This window comes from Streptomyces sp. N35 (genome assembly GCF_016464295.1).
In the GTDB taxonomy this organism is placed as follows: domain Bacteria; phylum Actinomycetota; class Actinomycetes; order Streptomycetales; family Streptomycetaceae; genus Streptomyces.
In genome coordinates this window covers 18,272-37,204 of record NZ_JAEIMH010000030.1, presented here as the reverse complement: position 1 = coordinate 37,204, position 18,933 = coordinate 18,272, and the positions used below count along the sequence as shown (strand labels likewise).

The following is an 18,933-nucleotide window of genomic DNA, read 5'->3' as shown; positions in this document are numbered from 1 at the left end:
ACGAAATCTGGACGAAAGTCTCGGCCCCCCCCAGCGGCAGCCACCCCCCACCGCCGGGGCGGCCCCCCGGCACGAAAAAGGCCCCCACGGGAGGTGGGGGCCTGACGTCGCTCCTGCTTAAAACTGGTCCAGCGCGGCGATGTGCGGCGCAGTTCGTTCGCGTTCTACACGTTCGAGGACGACTGGGCGATAAGCGACGACGGGTTCTCGCTGCGCACCCTGCTGTCCGGGCGCCTGGTCGACGTCGCCCCGGTGAACACCCCCGCCAGGCCATCGCTATCGACGTGACGGCGCTGACGACCTGCTCGCCGACGCTGTGCGCGCGATGGTCAGCACAACACACCAGGCACAGGGCGGGCAGGGCGACACCCACCCGCTCGTGTCGGTACGGCAGCGGCGCGCCGAGCTCATGCAGCACCGCACCTTCTGAGGCAGGGCGCACCCCACCCCCGCCACCCCGTTTCCCTGGCCCCCCGGCCTGTCGCCGAGGGTGTCTTCGCCATGCCCAGGAGGGCACATGTCCGAGATCATCAAGCGGCTGCAGGAACGCCGCCTGAACGTGTGGGAGCGGGCCAAGGCGCTGCTCGACACCGCCGGGGCCGACAAGCGGGAGCTGTCCGCCGAGGAGGAACAGACCTACCAGCGGCTCAACTCCGACCTCGATCGCATCGACGCGCGTCAAGGAGTTCACCGAGGGCGAGGCCGCGAAGGTCCGCGCGTGGCTGACCGGACAGGCCGGGCGCTCCTACGACGTGCGGCCGGACAGTCCGATGCCGCTCAGTGCGCGCACCCTGTCCAAGCTGACCGCGGCCCCCGGCGCGAACACCGTGCCGATCTCGTTCTACCGGCAGCTCGTCCAGCACATGACCGAGAACTCGGGGGTGCTGGCGGCGGGCCCGGGCCCTGGCCGCAGCCTCGCGCGGTATCGACCGCGACACCGGGCGCCGCTTCTATCTGGACACGAGCCGGTGGCGCGGACGTTCCGCACGGCGGGACAGACCGAGTGCGGCACGGACGGGGAACGGCTGCTCGTCCCCGACATCGGCCACACCATCGGAATGGTCGTGGAGGTCGGCACGACCGGCTCCTTGACGGCCGTCACCGACAACGAGACCGGCCCGGACAACGCGCTGCTCGACGGGTGCCCGGTGACCTCGTTCCTGCGCCTGTCCGGTGGTTGGGGCGGCGGCACTACGCGGGTGCGCGTCACGGCGCGGTGGGGCTGGCCCACCGTGCCCGACGAGGTCGTGCGGGCCACGCTGATCCAGGCCGCGCGCCTGTCCCGGCGTAAGGACTTCCCGGAAGGTGTGACCGGCTCCGCCGAGTGGGGCGTGGTGCGCCTGTCACGCATCGACCCCAATGTGTACGCGCTCGTGAAGCACTTCGTACTGCCTGCCTCCGGCTGAACGCTCAGCACTCATCCTGAGCACGCTGCTCGAATGCGTCCCTGCTCATGGGGCCGTCGCCGGTCAGGACCTTGCCGGGACTCAACCGTGCGAGCTCTCTGGCGTCGAAGGTCACGGTGCCGTTGTACACATAGCTGTCACCTGGGTCACCGATGGTCAGCAGGTAGTCGTATCCCGGTCGCAGGATCTGGGGGCCTCGGGTCTCAGCCTTCCAGCCCTCAAGCGGGGAGAAGAGCGGGACATCTGCGGCCGTATGGACTCCGCGGGCACGCCACCCGACCCAGTTCTCTTCCTGCTCCCTGTCCCGCGTTTCACCGTCCGCCGTTGCCTGTTCGGGTGTCTCCGGGGGCAACCCTCTGAGCCATGGGCCGCGCACTCGCCCCTCGTCGTCGCAGGGGCGGATGAGTGCCTGCGCGCTACCGCGCTCGTCGACGTACACCGCGACGAGCGTGCGCTCTTCTGGTCCGCATCCTGACGCAGAGAGCACCACTCCAGCGCTGATCAGCAGGGCCACACAGGCACGTCGCAACTGCGGTCTCTTGGTCACGCGAACTACGACTCACGTAGCCACATGAAGGTTGCGGGACGGGGCGCCCATGCAGATTTCCCTCATCCGGGACGCCATCGCGGACGCGGCCCGGGCAGTCGTACTGCCGGCGGGCACTGCGAAGTTGACGAGCACCGGCTACACGCCGGACGCCATCACCCCGCCGTGCTTCTTCGTCGCCGAGGTCGAGGTCACTTACGACAAGGCGTTCGGCCGCGGCCTCTCGGCGGCGAACTGACGTTGAGGGTCATCGGGGACCGGAGCAGCTGATGGGCAAGTTCGTCCGCCCCGAAACCCAAGGCGATCGTGTCCGCGCTCGCCGCAGCCGCCGGCTCCCTGTCGGTCGCGGTCACCGACGACACCATCTCGGCCGCCGAGGGCTGGTCCGCGCCCGTCACCGTGCCGGCCGCGCTCGGCTTCACCTGGGCGGTGCCCAACAAGTCCAGCAAGGACGGCAAATGACAACCCCAGAGCCTGGCGTCTACATCAGCAACAGCCAGATGTACCAGGAGGTGAGAGACCTGGCTCAGACGGTCGGCCGGATCGAATCGAAGGTGGACAGCTTCCTCGACGAGGCCAAGGACATCCGGCAGGACGTACAGGACCACGAGAGCAGGATCCGCACCCTCGAACGCGCCCGCTGGCCCATGCCCACCATCGGTGTCCTCGCCGGAGTCGCCGGCACCGCCACCGGTGCCGTGGCGCTCTTCGCTCGGTGACTCATGACGGCCCTCACTGCCTTCGGGTGGTGAAGGCCGTTTCGTCATGCCGACTGCCTGCATGCCGCCCAAGAGCAAGTCCGTCAAGGGCGCCCGGAGCCGCCCGAACCGGATGCGCCGGATGGACGCCATGGTGGGGGCCAGGGAATGTCGTGCCTAATCTGCGCCCCCTGGACACCAAGGTCGCGCCTGGCTGCCAGCAGGAATTGGTGGTGTGCCTCTCTGAACTCGAGATACGCCTCGTCCCATGTGGCGATCCCGGTCGTTGGAACGCCGCATGCTAGCCACTCGATGTGCCAGAGCGCGTGGTTGAGTTTGACGGCTGCGGTGTTTGCGTCGACGTCGCCGAGTAGCCATAGGGACTCGGAGAGCGCTGAGCGGCGCGTCTCCGCCGCCGCGACTGCCTCCAGCACGGCCTCGGTCGGTTCCAGGGACTGCGACCCTGTGGCGATGCCTCGCGCGTTAGCCATCCGACGGTACTGGTTGCTGAGTTCTTTGACCGCGTGGGCGTACTCCGCGTAGGCGCTCAGACGCCGCTCATCCCACCGAACCGACTGCTGACGTCTCCAGCGATTACGCTCGGTCAAGGCCGATACGACCACTGAGACTGCCGCGCCGATCGCCACGCCCACAAGAGGCAGCACCTGACTCGTGATGCTCATCCCAACCCCCGCTGGAGTCCCAAGTCCATGCCACATCACTGCCCTTGAGCAGAGCGATGCTATGCGGTGTCAATGCAGAGCCTCGATCGCTTTCAGGACGAGTGCTCGCGCTCCAGCCCCATATTCAGCCATGCTGCGCAGCTGCTCGAACGCCTTCAAGTACTGGGCGAGCTCGGACGGTTGCGTGATGCGTACACGGGCGGACACCAACTCGACGGACACGAGGGTGTCGTCGTAGATGTGGAACGTCTCGCGAGGCCACTGGGCCCGTTCGCTCGTCGCGGTGGGGATGATCCCGAGCGACACCTGAGGCAGGGCGCCGGCGGTGAGGAGGTAGCCGAGCTGGGCGGCCATCGCGTCGGCGTCGCCGATCCGGTAGTTGAGCGCGGCCTCCTCGACGAGGAGCACGAACTTGTGGCCTGGCTCGTGGATGATCCGGGAGCGGTCGACGCGGGCGCGCGCGGCCTCCGCGCTGTCGTCGACGGGTAGGTCGGCGAACTGGGCGCTGATGCCGAGGACGGCGGCCGCGTAGCCCTCGGTCTGGAGCAGCCCGGGGATGAGGGTGGCGGAGTAGACGCGGAACAGCTGCGTGGACTGGTGGAGCTGCAGGTAGCTGGTCTGCAGGTGCTTGAGGCCGGCGCGGACCTTGCGGCGCCATTCGACGTACTGGGATTCGGCATCCCGGGACTGGGCGATGAGGTCCGCGGCCTGGTCCTCGGCTTCGCACGCGCGGCACCACGCCCTTATGTCGTCAGGTGTGGGCGGGGTTCGGGCGTTCTCGATACGCGAGGTCTTCGGGTGGCTCCAGCCGCAGCGTAGGGCCAGCTCAGTCCCAGTGAGGCCCGCGTCGGCGCGTAGTTCGTGGAGTCGTTGGGCGACTCGTTCGCGCGCGGCCTGGGCCGACGACGATGGAGAGACGGGCATGAGCTGACCTGTACGCCTTCCGCGCTAGCTGATCTTGTACTCGTTGTGCGGGATCGCTCGTTCCCACACCGTCTCGAAGGCGTCGGCGCACAGCTTCGCCGCGGCCGGATCCTCGCTGATCTCGCCGCCGCCTGATGCTCCGTCCCCGGTGAAGTGGTTCCAGCGGATGAGGCGTTGGTCGATAAGCCAGAAGTCGTTCCCGGGCAGGGCGATGTCCGAGGCGCTGCGACGCGGCAGCCACCGGACCTGTTCGCCGGCGACCACGTTCACGACGGTGCTCGCATGCTCGTACCGGATGTAGTCGCTGACCGGTTCGGACACGATGCGGGCGCGGCGCACGGCCACGCCGCGGGCGACAGTACGGCGGATCAGCTCCACCCACGGCGTCCAGTAGGCCGAGTTGGGGTCGGTGTCGGTTTCCCCGGTGCGCTTCCAGTGCGCGAAGTCCTCGGCTTCGTTGTCGACGCCATAGGCGTCCCGCATCTCCAGATGGACGGCCGAGTGCCGTGCTCCGTCGAGGAGTTCAGCGAAGCTCGGTACGTTCTGCGGCATCGCAGGCCCTCCTGAGGATCGGCACCATGCGGGCCGGGATACGGACTACGGCTTCGTGGTCTGGGATGCCCTTGGCGTGTCCCGGGGCTTCGAACGCGGAGCATTCCGCTTTGAGTTCCGGGCCGGGCTTCCATCCCTGGATGACCAGTTCGTTCTTCTGCTCGTCGACCCACACGGTGGGGCTTTCGCCTTGGCCGGTGTTGGGGTCGATCCCGATGAACCGTAGTGCCATGGTCGCCTCCGACGCTCCTAGTGTGCACGGATGTACACCACCGTCGATCGTTCGAGGTGGTGGGTCAAGGGAGCGAACTCGCCACGTCGCTGAAGCGGCGATTGTCGTGAACATCGGTGCACATCGCTGGAAGTGGCGCACACCACATTCCTAGCGTTGTGACCAGCGGCAGCCCCAGCACTCCGCCCATGCACATGCCGCGCACGGCCGGGCGGGCCACTCTTCGGAGGCGCGCGATGACGACCAGAACCCGACCACAGCCCCTGCCGAAACTCGGCGGCCTCAGTCAGCAGCAGGTCCGCGGCCAGGCGTGCGTGTGGTGTGGCGTGGCCCTGGACAACGGGACGGCCCTCGACCTCGGCCAGCGCCCGAGGCGGGTTCTCGACCTTGTCCTGTCCTGGTTTCCGCGGGCCTGCCCGTCGTGCGGCACCACCGGGAGGACACGGTGATCTGTTGCCGCTGCCAGAAGCACATCAAGCCCGGTCAGCCCTATGTCGTCCACGCCCACGACCGCGCATCCGGGGCGCCGTTGGTCAACTACAGCCACGCGCGTCCCTGCCCCCGTACCTGAGCCTGAGCACCACGAGCCCATCGAGAAGGGGAACCACATGACCATCATGGCCGAAGCGCAGACGCGGACCGCCACTCGGGATCCGCGCACCCTGCTCAACGCCGTGCGCCCGCACGTGAAGGAGTGCACGTACAACGTCCTGGACGCGCCGGGCAATGACGGCGACCTGTGGGACCGCGAGGTCGCGCTGCTCATGCGGGACAACATGCTGACCCGCTCGTGGGCAGAGGAGATCCTCGGCAACGCCGTGATGTACCTGATGACCGCGATGGAGCGGCCCGACCTGCACATCGGCGTAGGGAAGATCGTCGACCTGGGCGTCCACCAGATCATCCTCGACTCACCCGTGTACTTCGCGTTCTGCGAGGCCTACAACAGCAAGCGCGGCGGCGGCTACAAGCATCACGCACCGCTCGTACAGCGCCGCACAGACGGGCTCGTGCTGCGCACCGTGGACGTCATCCGCGGCCAGGGGTTCGAGCCCAGCGAAGACCTCTGGGCCGTCGACGGAGCCGACTGCTCCCCGTGCGACAACAAGGCCCCCGACAGCCACTGACCGCCACTACGCTGCTGCCCCCGCGCCGCTCGACGAGCGCGGGGGCAGCCCCCTGCCCCGCCGAAGGACTGCACTGTGCCCGTACCTCACGACATCGCCGCCGAGACCGAACTGTGGGACACCTACGCCGCGACCGCGTTCGACCCCGATGCCGAACCCGTCTTCCACTGGACGCAGTACGCCGGCCACGGCCCCGGCCCCGAGCTGCTCGGCAATCCAGGGAGTGTTCTGGAGCTCGGATGCGGTACGGGCCGCGCGCTCGCCTGCCTGGCCGGCTCCGGCGTGAAGGCCCGCGGTATCGACCTGTCCCCAGTGATGGTGGACAAGGTCACCGAGCGGTGGGGGCACACCGGGGCGGAATTCGTGTGCGGCGAGGTCCTCGACGTCCTGGCCGAGGACACCAGGACCTATGACTCCGCCTACTCGATCTTCGGGTGCGCCTGGTTCACCGACCCGTCCCGGCTCTTCCCGCTCGTCCGTGAGCGCCTCACTCCGGGCGGCCGGTTCGTCTTCTCGCAGCCGCCGGCCATCCCGGGCGCCTACGGGCCTCAGGGCATGTACAAGGGCGGCTTCGCCGGGAAGGCGATGTTTACCTACCGGTACAGCTACAAGCCCGCGGTGTGGGAGCGGCACCTGCTCAGGGCCGGCTTCACCACGGCCGAGGCCTGCGTGCTGGACGCCCCGAAGCCTGGCCACATCGGCACGCTGCTCGTCACAGCACGGGCCTGAGGCCGGTTCCACGGCCCCGAGCGTGATCGACTGCACTTCGGTTGAGCACCGGCTGAGCTAACGATCTTCAGGGCACGAGAAAAGCCCCCACAACGATGGGGGCTTCCGTGTGTGTCCTGCTTAAAACGTTCCTGCAAGGGCAACACATGGTGGGGCGGGTGGGACTCGAACCCACGGCCGACGGATTATGAGTCCGCTGCTCTAACCGGCTGAGCTACCGCCCCTTAGCGGCGTGTCGCGTACACATGTACGCGCCGTCTGCCGCAGCATAGCCGGTCATACGATCTCCCGCGCCGGATGGCCTGCTCTGCCCTGAGCTGCGGACGACGGTCCACATCTGCACAGGACTTGCATCCGGACCGGTCGGTTCCCGCGGGCATGAAAAAGGACCCTCAAGGGGTCCCTTTCCGGCTGCTCTCCCGACTGGACTCGAACCAGTAACCTGCCGGTTAACAGCCGGCTGCTCTGCCAATTGAGCTACAGGAGATCGAGCTCCCCCGACTGGACTCGAACCAGTAACCTGCCGGTTAACAGCCGGCTGCTCTGCCAATTGAGCTACAGGGGAATGCCTCGTCTGCAACAAGCTCACCTACCTGGGTGTTCCCGGGGCGGCGTGTGCTCGCTGCGACACATACATTAGCGCAAGCAGGGGGGTGCTCCGCCAATCGGTTCCGGGTAGGGGCGCTAAGACCGGACGCTACGAAAGGGTGGCAGCCATGCGTTACAAGCTCACGTTCGTCGCCGGACTGGCCCTCGGGTACGTGATCGGCACCCGTGCGGGCCGCGAGCGCTACGAGCAGTTGAAGAAGTCGGCCCGCCAGATCGCGCAGAACCCCGCCGTCCGCAACACCGTCGAGTCGGCCGCCCAGAGCGGCCGCGAGGTGGCCGGCAAGGCCTTCGCGTCGGTGAGCGAGAAGGTCGGCGACAAGATGCCGGACTCGGTCGCGGACCGGGTGCGCTCGCTGCGCGAGAAGTCCCGCGGCGGGGCCGAGGACGACTGGGGTACGAGCAACACCTGAGGTCCACGACGGAGCCCGGGGCGCCGGCCGGCACATCGGCGCCCCGGGCTCCGTCGCGCCGTGACCTCGACTGCCGCGAACATCACACTCCGGCCCGTCGCCACCCCCGCCGCGTAGGGCAAACTTCACCGCATGGGGATAGTCGCCGGGCTGGACAGCTCTTCCGAGTTCACACGCATCGTGGTCTGCGACACCGACACCGGTGCCGTGATCAGGCAGGGCTATGCCCCGCATCCGCTGGAGGGCAAGCCCTCCGATGTCGATCCGCAGGCCTGGCTGCTCAGCCTCGGTGAGGCCGCGGCCGGAGGGCTGCTCGAAGGGGTGCAGGCCATCGGGGTCTCCGCCCAGCAGAACGCGCTGGTGGCGCTGGACTCGCACGGCAACACCGTGCGTCCCGCACTGGTCGGCGGGGACAAGCGGGCGCAGGTCGCCGCGGCGGATCTGATCGACGGTCTCGGCGGGCGGGAGGCCTGGGCCGAAGCCGTGGGCTGTGTGCCGGCGGCTCAGCACCCCGTGACGAAGCTGCGCTGGCTCGCGCGCAGCGAGTCCGAGGCCGCGCAGCGTGTGGCGTCCGTGATGCAGGCGCACGACTGGCTGGTGTGGCAGCTGCTCGGGCGGCCCGCCCGCAGGACCGCCGACCGCGGTGGTGCTTCCGGTACGGGTTACTGGTCGGCCGCGACCTCCTCGTACCGCCCGGATCTCGTCGAGCTGGCGCTCGGCCACCAGACCGCGCTGCCCGAGGTGCTCGGCCCGGCCGAGGCCGCGGGGACGACGCCCGAGGGGCTGCTGATCTCGGCCGGGACCGGCGAGACCATGGCGGCCGCGTTCGGGCTCGGGATCGGGGTCGGTGACGCCGTCGTGTCGCTCGGGGCCTCCGGGTCCGTGATGGCCGTGCACCACGAGGCCCTTGTCGACCCGACCGGGATGATCACCTCGCTCGCCGATGCGACCGGCATGCACCTTCCGGTGGTGCACACGCTCAATGCCGTACGGGCGCTGCGCGGCACCGCCGATCTGCTCTCCACCGATCTGGAGGGCCTGTCCGAGCTGGCGCTGAAGTCGACGCCCGGCGCGCACGGTCTCGTACTGCTGCCGTACCTGGAGGGCGAGAAGACGCCGCAGCTGCCGCACACCGCGGGCACGCTGCACGGGCTGCGGCGTGAGTCGATGAAGCCGGAGCATCTGGCGCGGGCCGCGTTCGAGGGCATGCTGTGCTCGCTCGCGGACGCGCTCGGTGTGCTGCGGGCGCGCGGCGTCGAGGTCCGGCGGGTGTTCCTGCTCGGCGCTGCCGCCGAGCTGCCCGCCGTACAGGCCGCCGCCCCGATGCTGCTCGGTGCGCAGGTCGTCGTGCCGCAGCCCGCGGACTATGCGGCGATCGGCGCGGCCCGGCAGGCGGCCTGGGCGCTCGGGGTGCACGAGGGCAAGCTGCATCCGTCCGCTCCCCCGGCCTGGCAGGGTGCGGCGACGCAGGTCTTCGAGCCCGGTGAGGAGCTCGCCGTGGGGCAGGCCGTGCGCCAGCAGTACACGACGGTGCGGGAGCAGACCCATCCGGAGGCTTTCGGGTCCTTGAAGGTCTGAGCGGGTCCGAGGCCTGGGCTCGGGGGCGGGCGGGGTTTCTTGACCCACGCTTGAGTAATTGGGTTGAGCTCCGGCCGGTGGAGTGTCGCAGGATGGCGGTGACTGAAACGTTGCCTCCGGCTACTGCGATAGGTATCGCGTGCTCATACGACTCCTGCGGGAACATCTCGCTCCGTACAAAAAGCCCATAGCGCTCCTGGTGCTGCTGCAGTTCCTGCAGACCTGCGCCACGCTCTACCTGCCCACCCTCAACGCGGACATCATCGACAACGGTGTCGTGGCCGGGGACACGGGCTACATCCTGACCTTCGGTGCCGTGATGATCGGGATCACCGTGGTGCAGGTGGTGTGCAACATCGGCGCCGTGTTCTACGGCGCACGGACCGCCGCGGCCCTCGGCCGTGACGTACGGGCCGCGATCTTCGACCGGGTGCAGTCGTTCTCGGCCCGCGAAGTGGGGTACTTCGGGGCGCCGTCCCTGATCACCCGCACCACGAACGATGTCCAGCAGGTGCAGATGCTGGTCCTGATGGCGTTCACGCTGATGGCCTCGGCGCCGATCATGTGCGTCGGCGGCATCGTGATGGCGCTCTCCCTCGACGTACCGCTCTCCGCGATCCTGGTCGCGGTCGTGCCGGTGCTCGGGATCGCCGTCTCGCTGATCGTGCGCCGCCTGCGGCCGCTGTTCCGCACCATGCAGGTCAAGCTCGACACCGTGAACCGGGTGCTGCGCGAGCAGATCACCGGCAACCGGGTGATCAGGGCCTTCGTGAAGGACAGCTATGAGAAGGACCGGTTCAGGAAGTCCAACGAGGAGCTGACCGAGGTCTCGCTCGGGACCGGCCGGCTGCTCGCGCTGATGTTCCCGATCGTCATGACGACGGTGAACATCTCGTCGATCGCCGTGGTGTGGTTCGGTGCGCACCGGATCGACAGCGGCGGGATGCAGATCGGGGCGCTGACGGCGTTCCTCGCGTATCTGATGCAGATCGTGATGAGCGTGATGATGGCCACGTTCATGTTCATGATGGTGCCGCGCGCCGAGGTCTGCGCCGAGCGGATCTCGGAGGTGCTGGACACCGAGTCGAGTGTGGTGCCGCCGAAGGATCCGGTGCGGGAGCTCAGGCGCCACGGCCATCTGGAGATCCGGGACGCGGGCTTCCGCTACCCGGGCGCCGAGGAGCCGGTGCTCAAGGCGGTCTCCCTGGTCGCCCGGCCCGGTGAGGTGACGGCGGTGATCGGGTCGACGGGCTCCGGCAAGTCCACGCTGCTCGGGCTCGTACCGCGGCTGTACGACGCCACCGAGGGCGAGGTCCTGGTGGACGGGGTCGATGTGGGCACGCTGGAGCCGCGGTTGCTGGCGAAGACCGTCGGTCTCGTGCCGCAGAAGCCGTATCTGTTCTCCGGGACCGTGGCGACGAATCTGCGGTACGGCAATCCGGACGCGAGTGACGAGGAGCTGTGGCACGCGCTCGAGGTCGCGCAGGCGGCGGACTTCGTACGGAAGCTGGAGAACGGGCTCAACGCGCCCATCGCGCAAGGCGGGACGAACGTCTCGGGTGGTCAGCGGCAGCGGCTCGCGATCGCGCGGACGCTGGTGCAGCGGCCGGAGATCTACCTCTTCGACGACTCGTTCTCGGCGCTCGACTACGCGACGGACGCGGCCCTGAGGTCGGCGCTCGCGCGCGAGACCTCCGAGGCGACCGTGGTGATCGTGGCCCAGCGGGTCTCCACCATCCGCGACGCCGACCGGATCCTGGTGCTCGACGAGGGCCGTGTCGTCGGGGTGGGACGGCATGACGAACTGATGCGGGACAACGGGACGTACCGAGAGATCGTGCTCTCCCAGCTCACGGAAGCGGAGGCTGCCTGATGGCGGGGCCGGCAGGACGCATGATGGCCGGAGGCGGGCCCGACCAGCGCTCCATGGACTTCAAGAACTCGGGCAAGCGGCTGCTCGCGCAGTTCAAGCCGGAGCGCTGGACGATGTACGCGATGATCGTCGCGGTCATGCTGAGCGTGGGCCTGTCCGTGGTGGGCCCGAAGATCCTCGGCCACGCCACCGACCTGATCTTCGCGGGCATCGTCGGACGCGATATGCCCGAGGGCGCCACCAAGGACGAAGTGCTCGCGCAGATGCGGGCGAGCGGTGACGGCGGCCAGGCGGACATGCTGTCCGGGATGGACTTCACGCCGGGCAAGGGCATCGACTTCGACGCCGTCGGCGAGACGCTGCTGTTCGCGCTGATCGTGTTCCTGATCGCCGGCGCCTTGATGGCGGTGGCGACGCGGCTTGTGAACCGGGCCGTGAACATGACGGTCTACCGGATGCGCGAGGACCTGCAGGCGAAGCTGTCGCGGCTTCCGCTGTCGTACTTCGACAAGCGGCAGCGCGGTGAGGTCCTGAGCCGGGCGACCAACGACATCGACAACATCGGGCAGACGCTGCAGCAGACCATGGGGCAGCTGGTGAACTCGCTGCTCACCATCGTCGGTGTCCTGGTGATGATGTTCTGGATCTCGCCGCTGCTCGCGCTCGTGGCGCTGATCACCGTGCCGTTGTCGTTCGTCGTGGCGAAGACGATCGGCAAGCGCTCGCAGCCGCACTTCGTGCAGCAGTGGAAGTCGACCGGCAAGGTCAACGCGCACGTCGAGGAGATGTACACCGGGCACAACCTGGTGAAGGTGTTCGGCCGCCAGGACGAGTCGGCGCAGCAGTTCGCGGAGCAGAACGACGCGCTCTACGAGGCCTCGTTCAAGGCGCAGTTCAACAGCGGGGCGATGCAGCCGCTGATGTTCTTCATCTCGAACCTCAACTACGTGCTCGTGGCGGTGGTGGGCGGTCTGCGGGTCGCGTCCGGTTCGCTGTCGATCGGTGACGTGCAGGCGTTCATCCAGTACTCACGGCAGTTCTCGATGCCGCTGACGCAGGTCGCGTCGATGGCGAATCTGGTGCAGTCCGGGGTCGCCTCGGCCGAGCGGATCTTCGAACTCCTCGACGCGGACGAGCAGTCGGCCGATCCTCAGCCCGGCGAGCGTCCTGCGCGTCTGGAGGGCCGGGTCTCCCTGGAGCAGGTCTCCTTCCGCTACGAGGAGGACAAGCCGCTCATCGAGGACCTGTCCCTGTGCGTGGAACCCGGGCACACGGTCGCGATCGTCGGGCCGACCGGCGCCGGCAAGACCACGCTCGTGAATCTGCTGATGCGGTTCTACGAGGTGACGGGTGGACGGATCACGCTCGACGGGGTCGACATCGCCAAGATGTCGCGGGACGAACTCCGTTCCGGGATCGGCATGGTGCTCCAGGACACCTGGCTGTTCGGCGGCACGATCGCGGAGAACATCGCGTACGGGGCGCCGAAGGACGTCACGCGCGAGGAGATCGAGGACGCGGCCCGTGCGGCGCACGCGGACCGGTTCGTCCGGACGCTGCCCGAGGGCTACGACACGGTGATCGACGACGAGGGCACGGGGGTCAGCGCCGGTGAGAAACAGCTGATCACCATCGCACGGGCGTTCCTGTCCGACCCGGTGATCCTGGTCCTCGACGAGGCGACCAGTTCGGTCGACACCCGTACCGAGGTCCTGATCCAGAAGGCGATGGCCCGCCTCGCGCACGGCCGTACGTCCTTCGTGATCGCGCACCGGCTCTCCACGATCCGGGACGCGGACACGATCCTGGTGATGGAGAACGGCTCGATCGTCGAACAGGGCACACATGACGCGCTGTTGGCGGCCGACGGCGCGTATGCGCGGCTGTACAAGGCACAGTTCGCGGAGGCGGTCGCCGAGGTCGAGTAAGTCCTGGTCGGCGGGTCCGGGTCGGCCGAGTCCTGCGGAAGGCTGGACCGCGCTGTCGTCGGCGCCGCACTCTTGGAGTATGCGCAAGGGTGGGGCCCCCGCGGCCAGCCCGGCCTTCTTCGTGGTGGCGCCGGGCAGCGTGGCCGGACTCGTGCCGTGGCTGCCCACCGGATGGAGTGCGGGCGGGCCCTGGTGGGGGCCGGTCCGGGTGGCCGGCTGGGCGCTTCTCGGCGTATCGGCGGCGCTGCTGCTGCACGCCTTCGCGCGCTTCGCCCTGCACGGGCTCGGCACCCCCGCACCGGTCGCGCCCACCGCACATCTGGTGGTGACGGGCGCGTACCGCCATGTGCGCAATCCGATGTACGTGGCCGTGACCGCCGTGATCCTGGCGCAGGGCCTGGTGCTCGCCCGGCCGGTGCTGCTCGGCTACGCGATCGCCGCCTGGGCGGTCATGGCCGCGTTCGTGATCGGCTACGAAGAGCCCAAGCTGCGCGAGCAGTTCGGCCAGGAGTACGAGGACTACCGGGTCGCTGTGCGCGGGTGGGTGCCGCGGCTCGTGCCCTATCGTGCCGGTCACGCCGATCGATCCTGGTAGTCCCCGGTCAGGGGGCGTCGCGGTCGGCCGGGACGCCCCGGTTCAGTCCAGATAGCCCCTGAGCTGGTCCGCGAAGGCGTGGTCGCGGAGCTTGTTGAGGGTTTTCGACTCGATCTGGCGGATCCGTTCGCGGGTCACGCCGAAGATCCGGCCGATCTCCTCCAGGGTGCGCGGGCGGCCGTCCGCGAGGCCGTAGCGCAGCTGCACGACCTTGCGTTCGCGCTCGCCGAGCGTGGAGAGCACGGCCTCCAAGTGCTCGCGGAGCAGCAGGAACGCGGCCGATTCGACGGGCGAGGTCGCGTCGCCGTCCTCGATCAGATCACCGAGTGCGACATCGTCCTCCTCGCCGACGGGCGCGTGCAGCGAGACCGGTTCCTGCGCGAGGCGCAGCACTTCGCTGACGCGTTCGGCGGGCAGGTCGAGGTGGTGGGCGACTTCTTCGGGTGTCGGCTCGTAGCCGCGCTCCTGGAGCATGCGCCGCTGCACGCGGACGACGCGGTTGATGAGCTCGACGACATGCACCGGCACGCGGATGGTGCGGGCCTGGTCGGCGAGCGCACGGGACATGGCCTGGCGGATCCACCAGGTCGCGTACGTCGAGAACTTGTAGCCGCGCGCGTAGTCGAACTTCTCGACCGCCCTGATCAGGCCCAGGTTTCCTTCCTGGACGAGATCGAGCATGGTCAGTCCGCGGCCCACGTACCGCTTGGCGACCGAGACCACCAGGCGCAGGTTGGCCTCGATGAGACGGCGCTTGGCCATCCGGCCCATCACGACCAGCTTGTCCAGGTCGAGGGCGAGTTGGGAGTCCAGGTCGGGTGTGGTGAGGAGCTTCTCCTCGGCGAAGAGACCGGCCTCGACGCGCCGCGCGAGATCGACCTCCTCGACCGCGGTGAGCAGGGGGATGCGGCCGATCTCGCGTAAGTACTGGCGGAACAGATCGGACGAGGGGCCGCCGGTCTCCGCACGTGCGGGCCGCCGCTCGGGCGGCTCCGGCAGTTCGGTCTCTTCGGCGGCTTCGGGGTGGTGGGCGGAGCGGCTCTGCGCGGGGACGGCGGCGATGAGTTCGGTCGGGTCCGGGGTGGGCTGGATGCCGTTCTGCGTACCGGACTTGCTCAATGTCTGGGTCTGGGTCTGCACCGGGGCGACCTCCAGGGTGATCGCTGCCGCTTCGGGGGCTAGAGGCAGCGGTACGTCGGGGACTGCACCGACGGCCACGCCGCCGTGTGTCCCGTGATCTGTGAGCGGATCCGCGGGGGTTTCGGGCCCACGCCCGGTGGTCCTGCCGCGCTCCGAGGACTCAGGCACCGCACCCAGTGTGGAGTACGACACACTGCCGCCACGAGGGGCGTGCGGTGACTTTTTGAGTCCGGTCCGTGACCGGTCGGTTACCCGCAGAACAAACTCGTATACCGGTTCGGTTCATTCCGATCGGGTTCGAACAGTGGCCTCGGCAACGGGAGTTGAGCCTGCCGGGCCGGTCAGAGGGCGGCGGCGCCCCGGTCCTGCAGCGCCCGGTTGTAGCGCTGGAGCACCATCAACTCCTCCTGTACGGAGGCGAGTTTCGACGGGTCGGCGTGCTGGCCGAGACGGGCCAGGGAGCCCTGGACATCACGGATACGGCGGTCGACGGCGCGGCGGCGCACCCAGACCAGCTGTTCGCCCGCGTAGTTCTCGTCGACGGTGCGGCGCAGGATCGCCTCGACCGCGAGCTCGGTGACCATCGCACGGACTGCGTCGTCGGGGGCCGCCTCACGGACCCGTACGAGATAGGCCTGGGAGTCCTGCATGCCGTACTCGGCGCCGCCCGCCTCCATGATCGCCTGGCGTACGGCGGCGTAGGGCGGGGCGGTGAACTCGTCCACCCCGTACGCGTCGAAGGCCGGGGAGACCAACTCGGGGCGCTGGAGGGCGAGTTTGAGGAGCTCGCGTTCGGTGGCGTAGGCCGGGTTGCGCAGGTTCAGGGGCGCGCCGGACGCGGGCCGGTTGGGCGTCTCCTCGTACGACTGCTGCGGGCGCCGGTCGTTCTGGGGGCGGCCGCCCTTGTCGCGGGACCAGCGGGCGAGCTGGGCGACGCGCTTGACGACGAACTGGGTGTCCAGGATGCCGAGCATGCCGGCCAGCTGGACGGCGACCTCGTGCTGCGCGCCGGTGTTCTTGATCCGGGCGACGACGGGGGCCGCTTCGTCGAGGGCGGCGGCGCGGCCGGCCGGGGTCTCCAGGTCATAGCGGGAGACGATCTGGCGCAGCGCGAACTCGAAGAGCGGGGTGCGGGGCTGCACCAGGTCCGCCACCGCGTCGTCGCCCTTGGCCAGGCGCAGCTCGCAGGGGTCCATGCCGTCGGGGGCGATGGCGATGAACGTTTCCGCGGCGAACTTCTGGTCGTCCTCGAAGGCGCGCAGGGCCGCCTTCTGGCCGGCCGCGTCGCCGTCGAAGGTGAAGATCACGCGGGCGCTCCCGTTGTCCATCAGCAGACGCCTGAGGATCTTGATGTGGTCGGAGCCGAAGGCCGTACCGCAGGTGGCGATGGCGGTCGGGACGCCCGCGAGATGGCAGGCCATGACGTCGGTGTAGCCCTCGACCACGACCGCCCGCGAAGACTTCGCGATCTCCTTCTTGGCCAGGTCGATCCCGTACAGGACCTGCGACTTCTTGTAGATCGCGGTCTCGGGGGTGTTGAGGTACTTCGGACCGTTGTCGTCCTCGCGCAGCCGGCGCGCGCCGAAGCCGACGACCTCGCCGCCGATATCGCGGATCGGCCACATCAGACGGCCGCGGAAGCGGTCGATGGGGCCGCGGCGGCCCTCCTGGGAGATGCCGGAGGTGATGAGCTCCTTGTCGGAGAAGCCCTTGCCGCGCAGATAGCGGGTGAGGTGGTCCCAGCCCGCCGGGCTGTACCCGACCGAGAAGTGCTGGGCGGCGGCCTGGTCGAAGCCGCGCTCGGCGAGGAAGACCCGGCCGATCTCGGCCTCGGGACTGGTGGCCAGCTGCTCCTCGTAGAACTGCGCGGCGATCTTGTGCGCCTCGACCAGGCGGATCCGCTCTCCGCGCTGATGGGACGGGTTGTACCCGCCCTCCTCGTACCGCAGGGTGATGCCCGCCTGGCCGGCGAGACGCTCGACCGCCTCCGAGAAGGTGAGGTGGTCGATCTTCATCACGAACGTGATGGTGTCGCCGCCCTCCTGGCAGCCGAAGCAGTGGAAGAACCCCTTGCTCGGGCTGACCTGGAAGGACGGCGACTTCTCGTCATGGAAGGGGCAGAGACCCTTCAGGTTTCCGCCGCCCGCATTGCGCAGCTGCAGGTACTCGGACACCACGGCGTCGATCGGGACCGCGTCCCGTACCGCCTTCACGTCCTCGTCATTGATCCTGCCTGCCACGCATGAAGTCTACGGGTCGCCAGTGACAGTCCCGGCTCACTCCTCCAGGAGGGATTCGAGTGGGGTCGTCGGGTCGGCGAGGCGTTCCTGGTCCACTTGGATCCCTGTGCGGATGAGCTGCTGGATGGGATCCGTTACATCCCATACGTTCACGTTCATCCCGGCGAGGACCTTGCCGTCGGAGAGCCAGAAGGCGATGAACTCCCGCTTCATCGCGTCCCCGCGGATCAGGACTTGGTCGTACGAGCCCGGGGGCGCCCAGCCCGAGTACTCCAGGCCCATGTCGTACTGGTCGGAGAAGAAATAGGGGACCCGGTCGTACGTCACCGTGCGGCCGAGCATCGCGCGGGCGGCGGCGGGTCCGCCGTTGAGGGCGTTGGCCCAGTGCTCGACGCGCAGGCGGGTGTTCAGGAGGGGGTGCTGGGCGGCGGCCACGTCGCCGGCCGCGAAGATGTCGGGGTCCGAGGTCCGCAGCGAGGCGTCGACCGCGATGCCGCCGCCGTGCGCGCGGTCGGCCAGGGCCAGGCCCGCGGCCTCGGCGAGCGCGGTGCGCGGGGCCGCGCCGATCGCGGCGAGCACGGCGTGCGCGGGGTGCTCGTCGCCGTCGTCGGTGCGGGCCGCGAGGACCAGGCCGTCCTGGCCGACGATCTCGGTGAGTTTGGCGCCGAAGTGGAAACGCACTCCGTGCTCGCTGTGCAGCTGCGCGAAGACACCGCCGAGTTCGGGCCCGAGGACGCCGTGCAGCGGGGTCGGTTCGGGTTCCACGACGGTGACCTCGGCGCCGAACCCGCGGGCGGCGGCGGCCACTTCGAGGCCGATCCAGCCCGCGCCGGCGATCACCAGATGCCCGTTGTCGCGGCCGAGCTGTCCGAGGACGCCCTTGAGCCGCTCGGCGTGGGCGAGCCGGCGCAGGTGGTGCACTCCGGTGAGGTCGGTGCCGGGGATGTCCAGGCGGCGGGGTTCGGCGCCGGTGGCGAGCAGCAGCTTGTCGTAGCCGACGACGGTGCCGTCGCCCAGGCGCACCTCGTGGCGCTCGCGGTCGATCGCGACGACGGCCTGGCCGAGGTGGAGCTCGACGTCGGCCTGCGCGTACCAGGCGGGCTCGTGCACGAAGACGCTCTCGCGCTCCTCCTTGCCGAGCAGGAAACCCTTCGACAGGGGCGGGCGTTCGTACGGCCGGTCGCGTTCGTCGCAGAGCAGTATCACGCGCCCTGTGAACCCTTCGGCGCGGAGGGTCTCGGCCGCCTTCGCTCCGGCGAGACCGCCTCCGACGATGACGAACGTCTGATCCGCGTCGACCACTTGGTGCCTCCTCGCTGTGGTGTGTTCACCCAGGTCCTGTCTTCGGACCCCCGTCGTCGCGCGGCAGGCGGGAGTCCGAAGACAGGACCTAGGGGAGCGTCCCGCACAGAGCGTGATGCGGGAAGAGGGAGTGGACCGATCAGGCCATTAATCGTCACGCGCCGTCATGGGGAGCGCTCCCCCGCGGTCCTCTTCCCCCATCGTGCGACTTCACCCCCAGTGGTCGTACGCGATCTTGGACATCAGCGCGAAGACAGCCGGAAGGAGTGCCGCACGGACCACCACGTCCGGCCGGCCCCCCGCCCGCTGGGGCCCCCGGGCGGCGCGGCTCCCCACCGTGGGCCGCGGGGGCGGGCCCGC

Annotated in this window: 20 protein-coding genes and 3 tRNA genes; 12 read left to right on the top strand and 11 right to left on the bottom strand. The window is 69.0% G+C overall.

Annotation, left to right across the window (positions count from 1 at the left end):
* Positions 1–123 precede the first annotated feature (123 nt).
* Positions 124–288: an HK97 family phage prohead protease gene (locus JAO81_RS18335; protein ID WP_233415561.1), complete on the top strand. Its 165-nt coding sequence runs from the start codon at positions 124–126 to the stop codon at positions 286–288.
* Positions 289–770: 482 nt separating this feature from the next.
* Positions 771–1,406 (top strand): hypothetical protein, encoded by a 636-nt coding sequence (locus tag JAO81_RS18330; RefSeq protein WP_199548939.1) that lies wholly within the window; start codon positions 771–773, stop codon positions 1,404–1,406.
* Between the two features lie 4 nt (positions 1,407–1,410).
* Here JAO81_RS18330 and JAO81_RS18325 read toward each other — a convergent pair whose 3' ends face one another.
* Positions 1,411–1,845 carry a hypothetical protein gene (locus JAO81_RS18325; RefSeq protein WP_199548938.1) on the bottom strand — a complete coding sequence of 145 codons (435 nt, stop codon included), beginning with the start codon at positions 1,843–1,845 and terminating at the stop codon, positions 1,411–1,413.
* Between the two features lie 157 nt (positions 1,846–2,002).
* On the opposite strand from JAO81_RS18325, the gene JAO81_RS18320 reads away from it, so the two are divergent.
* The 3 genes from JAO81_RS18320 (at position 2,003) to JAO81_RS18310 (ending at position 2,672) form a co-directional block, all read left to right on the top strand.
* Positions 2,003–2,191 (top strand): hypothetical protein, encoded by a 189-nt coding sequence (locus tag JAO81_RS18320; RefSeq protein ID WP_199548937.1) that lies wholly within the window; start codon positions 2,003–2,005, stop codon positions 2,189–2,191.
* Between the two features lie 68 nt (positions 2,192–2,259).
* A complete protein-coding gene (locus JAO81_RS18315; RefSeq protein WP_199548936.1) occupies positions 2,260–2,415 on the top strand; it encodes a hypothetical protein in 156 nt (51 codons plus the stop codon).
* A complete protein-coding gene (locus JAO81_RS18310; RefSeq protein ID WP_199548935.1) occupies positions 2,412–2,672 on the top strand; it encodes a hypothetical protein in 261 nt (86 codons plus the stop codon). The genes JAO81_RS18315 and JAO81_RS18310 overlap by 4 nt, the downstream gene beginning before the upstream one ends.
* A gap of 83 nt (positions 2,673–2,755) precedes the next feature.
* Here the strand turns inward: JAO81_RS18310 and JAO81_RS18305 are convergent, their stop codons facing one another.
* The 4 genes from JAO81_RS18305 to JAO81_RS18290 all read right to left on the bottom strand — a co-directional run bounded on the left by JAO81_RS18305 (position 2,756) and on the right by JAO81_RS18290 (position 5,042).
* Entirely contained in the window at positions 2,756–3,334 is a 579-nt protein-coding gene (locus tag JAO81_RS18305) for a hypothetical protein (RefSeq protein ID WP_199548934.1), read from the bottom strand.
* Positions 3,335–3,403: 69 nt separating this feature from the next.
* On the bottom strand, positions 3,404–4,258 hold the full coding sequence (locus tag JAO81_RS18300; protein WP_199548933.1) for a helix-turn-helix transcriptional regulator: 855 nt from the start codon (positions 4,256–4,258) through the stop codon (positions 3,404–3,406).
* A 24-nt stretch (positions 4,259–4,282) separates the two neighbouring features.
* Positions 4,283–4,810, bottom strand: a complete 528-nt coding sequence (locus tag JAO81_RS18295) for a DUF6879 family protein (protein WP_199548932.1) — start codon at positions 4,808–4,810, stop codon at positions 4,283–4,285.
* Positions 4,782–5,042: a hypothetical protein gene (locus JAO81_RS18290; RefSeq protein WP_199548931.1), complete on the bottom strand. Its 261-nt coding sequence runs from the start codon at positions 5,040–5,042 to the stop codon at positions 4,782–4,784. Before JAO81_RS18290 ends, JAO81_RS18295 begins: the two co-directional genes overlap by 29 nt.
* Positions 5,043–5,650: 608 nt before the next feature.
* Between JAO81_RS18290 and JAO81_RS18285 the strand changes: the two genes are divergently transcribed.
* Both JAO81_RS18285 and JAO81_RS18280 read left to right on the top strand, forming a co-directional pair.
* Positions 5,651–6,169, top strand: coding sequence for a hypothetical protein (locus JAO81_RS18285; RefSeq protein WP_199548930.1), 519 nt, complete (start codon positions 5,651–5,653; stop codon positions 6,167–6,169).
* Between the two features lie 75 nt (positions 6,170–6,244).
* A complete protein-coding gene (locus JAO81_RS18280; protein ID WP_199548929.1) occupies positions 6,245–6,898 on the top strand; it encodes a bifunctional 2-polyprenyl-6-hydroxyphenol methylase/3-demethylubiquinol 3-O-methyltransferase UbiG in 654 nt (217 codons plus the stop codon).
* Positions 6,899–7,045: 147 nt separating this feature from the next.
* Here the strand turns inward: JAO81_RS18280 and JAO81_RS18275 are convergent.
* The 3 genes from JAO81_RS18275 to JAO81_RS18265 all read right to left on the bottom strand — a co-directional run bounded on the left by JAO81_RS18275 (position 7,046) and on the right by JAO81_RS18265 (position 7,463).
* Positions 7,046–7,122, bottom strand: a tRNA-Ile gene (locus JAO81_RS18275).
* Between the two features lie 190 nt (positions 7,123–7,312).
* Positions 7,313–7,385: transfer RNA gene (locus JAO81_RS18270), tRNA-Asn, on the bottom strand.
* 5 nt (positions 7,386–7,390) lie between these two features.
* A tRNA-Asn gene (locus tag JAO81_RS18265) sits at positions 7,391–7,463 on the bottom strand.
* A 151-nt stretch (positions 7,464–7,614) separates the two neighbouring features.
* On the opposite strand from JAO81_RS18265, the gene JAO81_RS18260 reads away from it, so the two are divergent.
* The 5 genes from JAO81_RS18260 (at position 7,615) to JAO81_RS18240 (ending at position 13,891) form a co-directional block, all read left to right on the top strand.
* A complete protein-coding gene (locus JAO81_RS18260; RefSeq protein ID WP_199548928.1) occupies positions 7,615–7,917 on the top strand; it encodes a YtxH domain-containing protein in 303 nt (100 codons plus the stop codon).
* A gap of 132 nt (positions 7,918–8,049) precedes the next feature.
* On the top strand, positions 8,050–9,495 hold the full coding sequence (locus JAO81_RS18255; RefSeq protein ID WP_199548927.1) for an FGGY family carbohydrate kinase: 1,446 nt from the start codon (positions 8,050–8,052) through the stop codon (positions 9,493–9,495).
* A 139-nt stretch (positions 9,496–9,634) separates the two neighbouring features.
* Complete coding sequence (locus tag JAO81_RS18250) at positions 9,635–11,368, top strand: ABC transporter ATP-binding protein (protein WP_199548926.1); 1,734 nt, start codon at positions 9,635–9,637, stop codon at positions 11,366–11,368.
* Positions 11,368–13,296 (top strand): ABC transporter ATP-binding protein, encoded by a 1,929-nt coding sequence (locus JAO81_RS18245; RefSeq protein WP_199548925.1) that lies wholly within the window; start codon positions 11,368–11,370, stop codon positions 13,294–13,296. Before JAO81_RS18250 ends, JAO81_RS18245 begins: the two co-directional genes overlap by 1 nt.
* 79 nt (positions 13,297–13,375) lie before the next feature.
* The gene (locus JAO81_RS18240) at positions 13,376–13,891 is read left to right on the top strand and encodes an isoprenylcysteine carboxylmethyltransferase family protein (protein ID WP_199548924.1); all 516 of its coding nucleotides are present in this window, start codon (positions 13,376–13,378) and stop codon (positions 13,889–13,891) included.
* Positions 13,892–13,933: 42 nt separating this feature from the next.
* On the opposite strand, the gene JAO81_RS18235 is transcribed toward JAO81_RS18240, so the two are convergent.
* The 3 genes from JAO81_RS18235 to JAO81_RS18225 all read right to left on the bottom strand — a co-directional run bounded on the left by JAO81_RS18235 (position 13,934) and on the right by JAO81_RS18225 (position 18,573).
* Positions 13,934–15,199, bottom strand: coding sequence for an RNA polymerase sigma factor (locus JAO81_RS18235; protein WP_199548923.1), 1,266 nt, complete (start codon positions 15,197–15,199; stop codon positions 13,934–13,936).
* Between the two features lie 173 nt (positions 15,200–15,372).
* On the bottom strand, positions 15,373–17,271 hold the full coding sequence (gene dnaG / locus JAO81_RS18230; RefSeq protein ID WP_199548922.1) for a DNA primase: 1,899 nt from the start codon (positions 17,269–17,271) through the stop codon (positions 15,373–15,375).
* A 36-nt stretch (positions 17,272–17,307) separates the two neighbouring features.
* The gene (locus JAO81_RS18225) at positions 17,308–18,573 is read right to left on the bottom strand and encodes an NAD(P)/FAD-dependent oxidoreductase (protein ID WP_199548921.1); all 1,266 of its coding nucleotides are present in this window, start codon (positions 18,571–18,573) and stop codon (positions 17,308–17,310) included.
* Positions 18,574–18,933: the final 360 nt, after the last annotated feature.

Coding starts and splice junctions, on each gene's coding strand:
- JAO81_RS18330 (WP_199548939.1), top strand. CDS start 771: ATGCCGCTCAGTGCGCGCACCCTGTCCAAGCTGACCGCGGCCCCCGGC.
- JAO81_RS18320 (WP_199548937.1), top strand. CDS start 2,003: ATGCAGATTTCCCTCATCCGGGACGCCATCGCGGACGCGGCCCGGGCA.
- JAO81_RS18310 (WP_199548935.1), top strand. CDS start 2,412: ATGACAACCCCAGAGCCTGGCGTCTACATCAGCAACAGCCAGATGTAC.
- JAO81_RS18305 (WP_199548934.1), bottom strand. CDS start 3,334: ATGAGCATCACGAGTCAGGTGCTGCCTCTTGTGGGCGTGGCGATCGGC.
- JAO81_RS18300 (WP_199548933.1), bottom strand. CDS start 4,258: ATGCCCGTCTCTCCATCGTCGTCGGCCCAGGCCGCGCGCGAACGAGTC.
- JAO81_RS18295 (WP_199548932.1), bottom strand. CDS start 4,810: ATGCCGCAGAACGTACCGAGCTTCGCTGAACTCCTCGACGGAGCACGG.
- JAO81_RS18290 (WP_199548931.1), bottom strand. CDS start 5,042: ATGGCACTACGGTTCATCGGGATCGACCCCAACACCGGCCAAGGCGAA.
- JAO81_RS18285 (WP_199548930.1), top strand. CDS start 5,651: ATGACCATCATGGCCGAAGCGCAGACGCGGACCGCCACTCGGGATCCG.
- JAO81_RS18260 (WP_199548928.1), top strand. CDS start 7,615: ATGCGTTACAAGCTCACGTTCGTCGCCGGACTGGCCCTCGGGTACGTG.
- JAO81_RS18255 (WP_199548927.1), top strand. CDS start 8,050: ATGGGGATAGTCGCCGGGCTGGACAGCTCTTCCGAGTTCACACGCATC.
- JAO81_RS18245 (WP_199548925.1), top strand. CDS start 11,368: ATGGCGGGGCCGGCAGGACGCATGATGGCCGGAGGCGGGCCCGACCAG.
- JAO81_RS18240 (WP_199548924.1), top strand. CDS start 13,376: ATGCGCAAGGGTGGGGCCCCCGCGGCCAGCCCGGCCTTCTTCGTGGTG.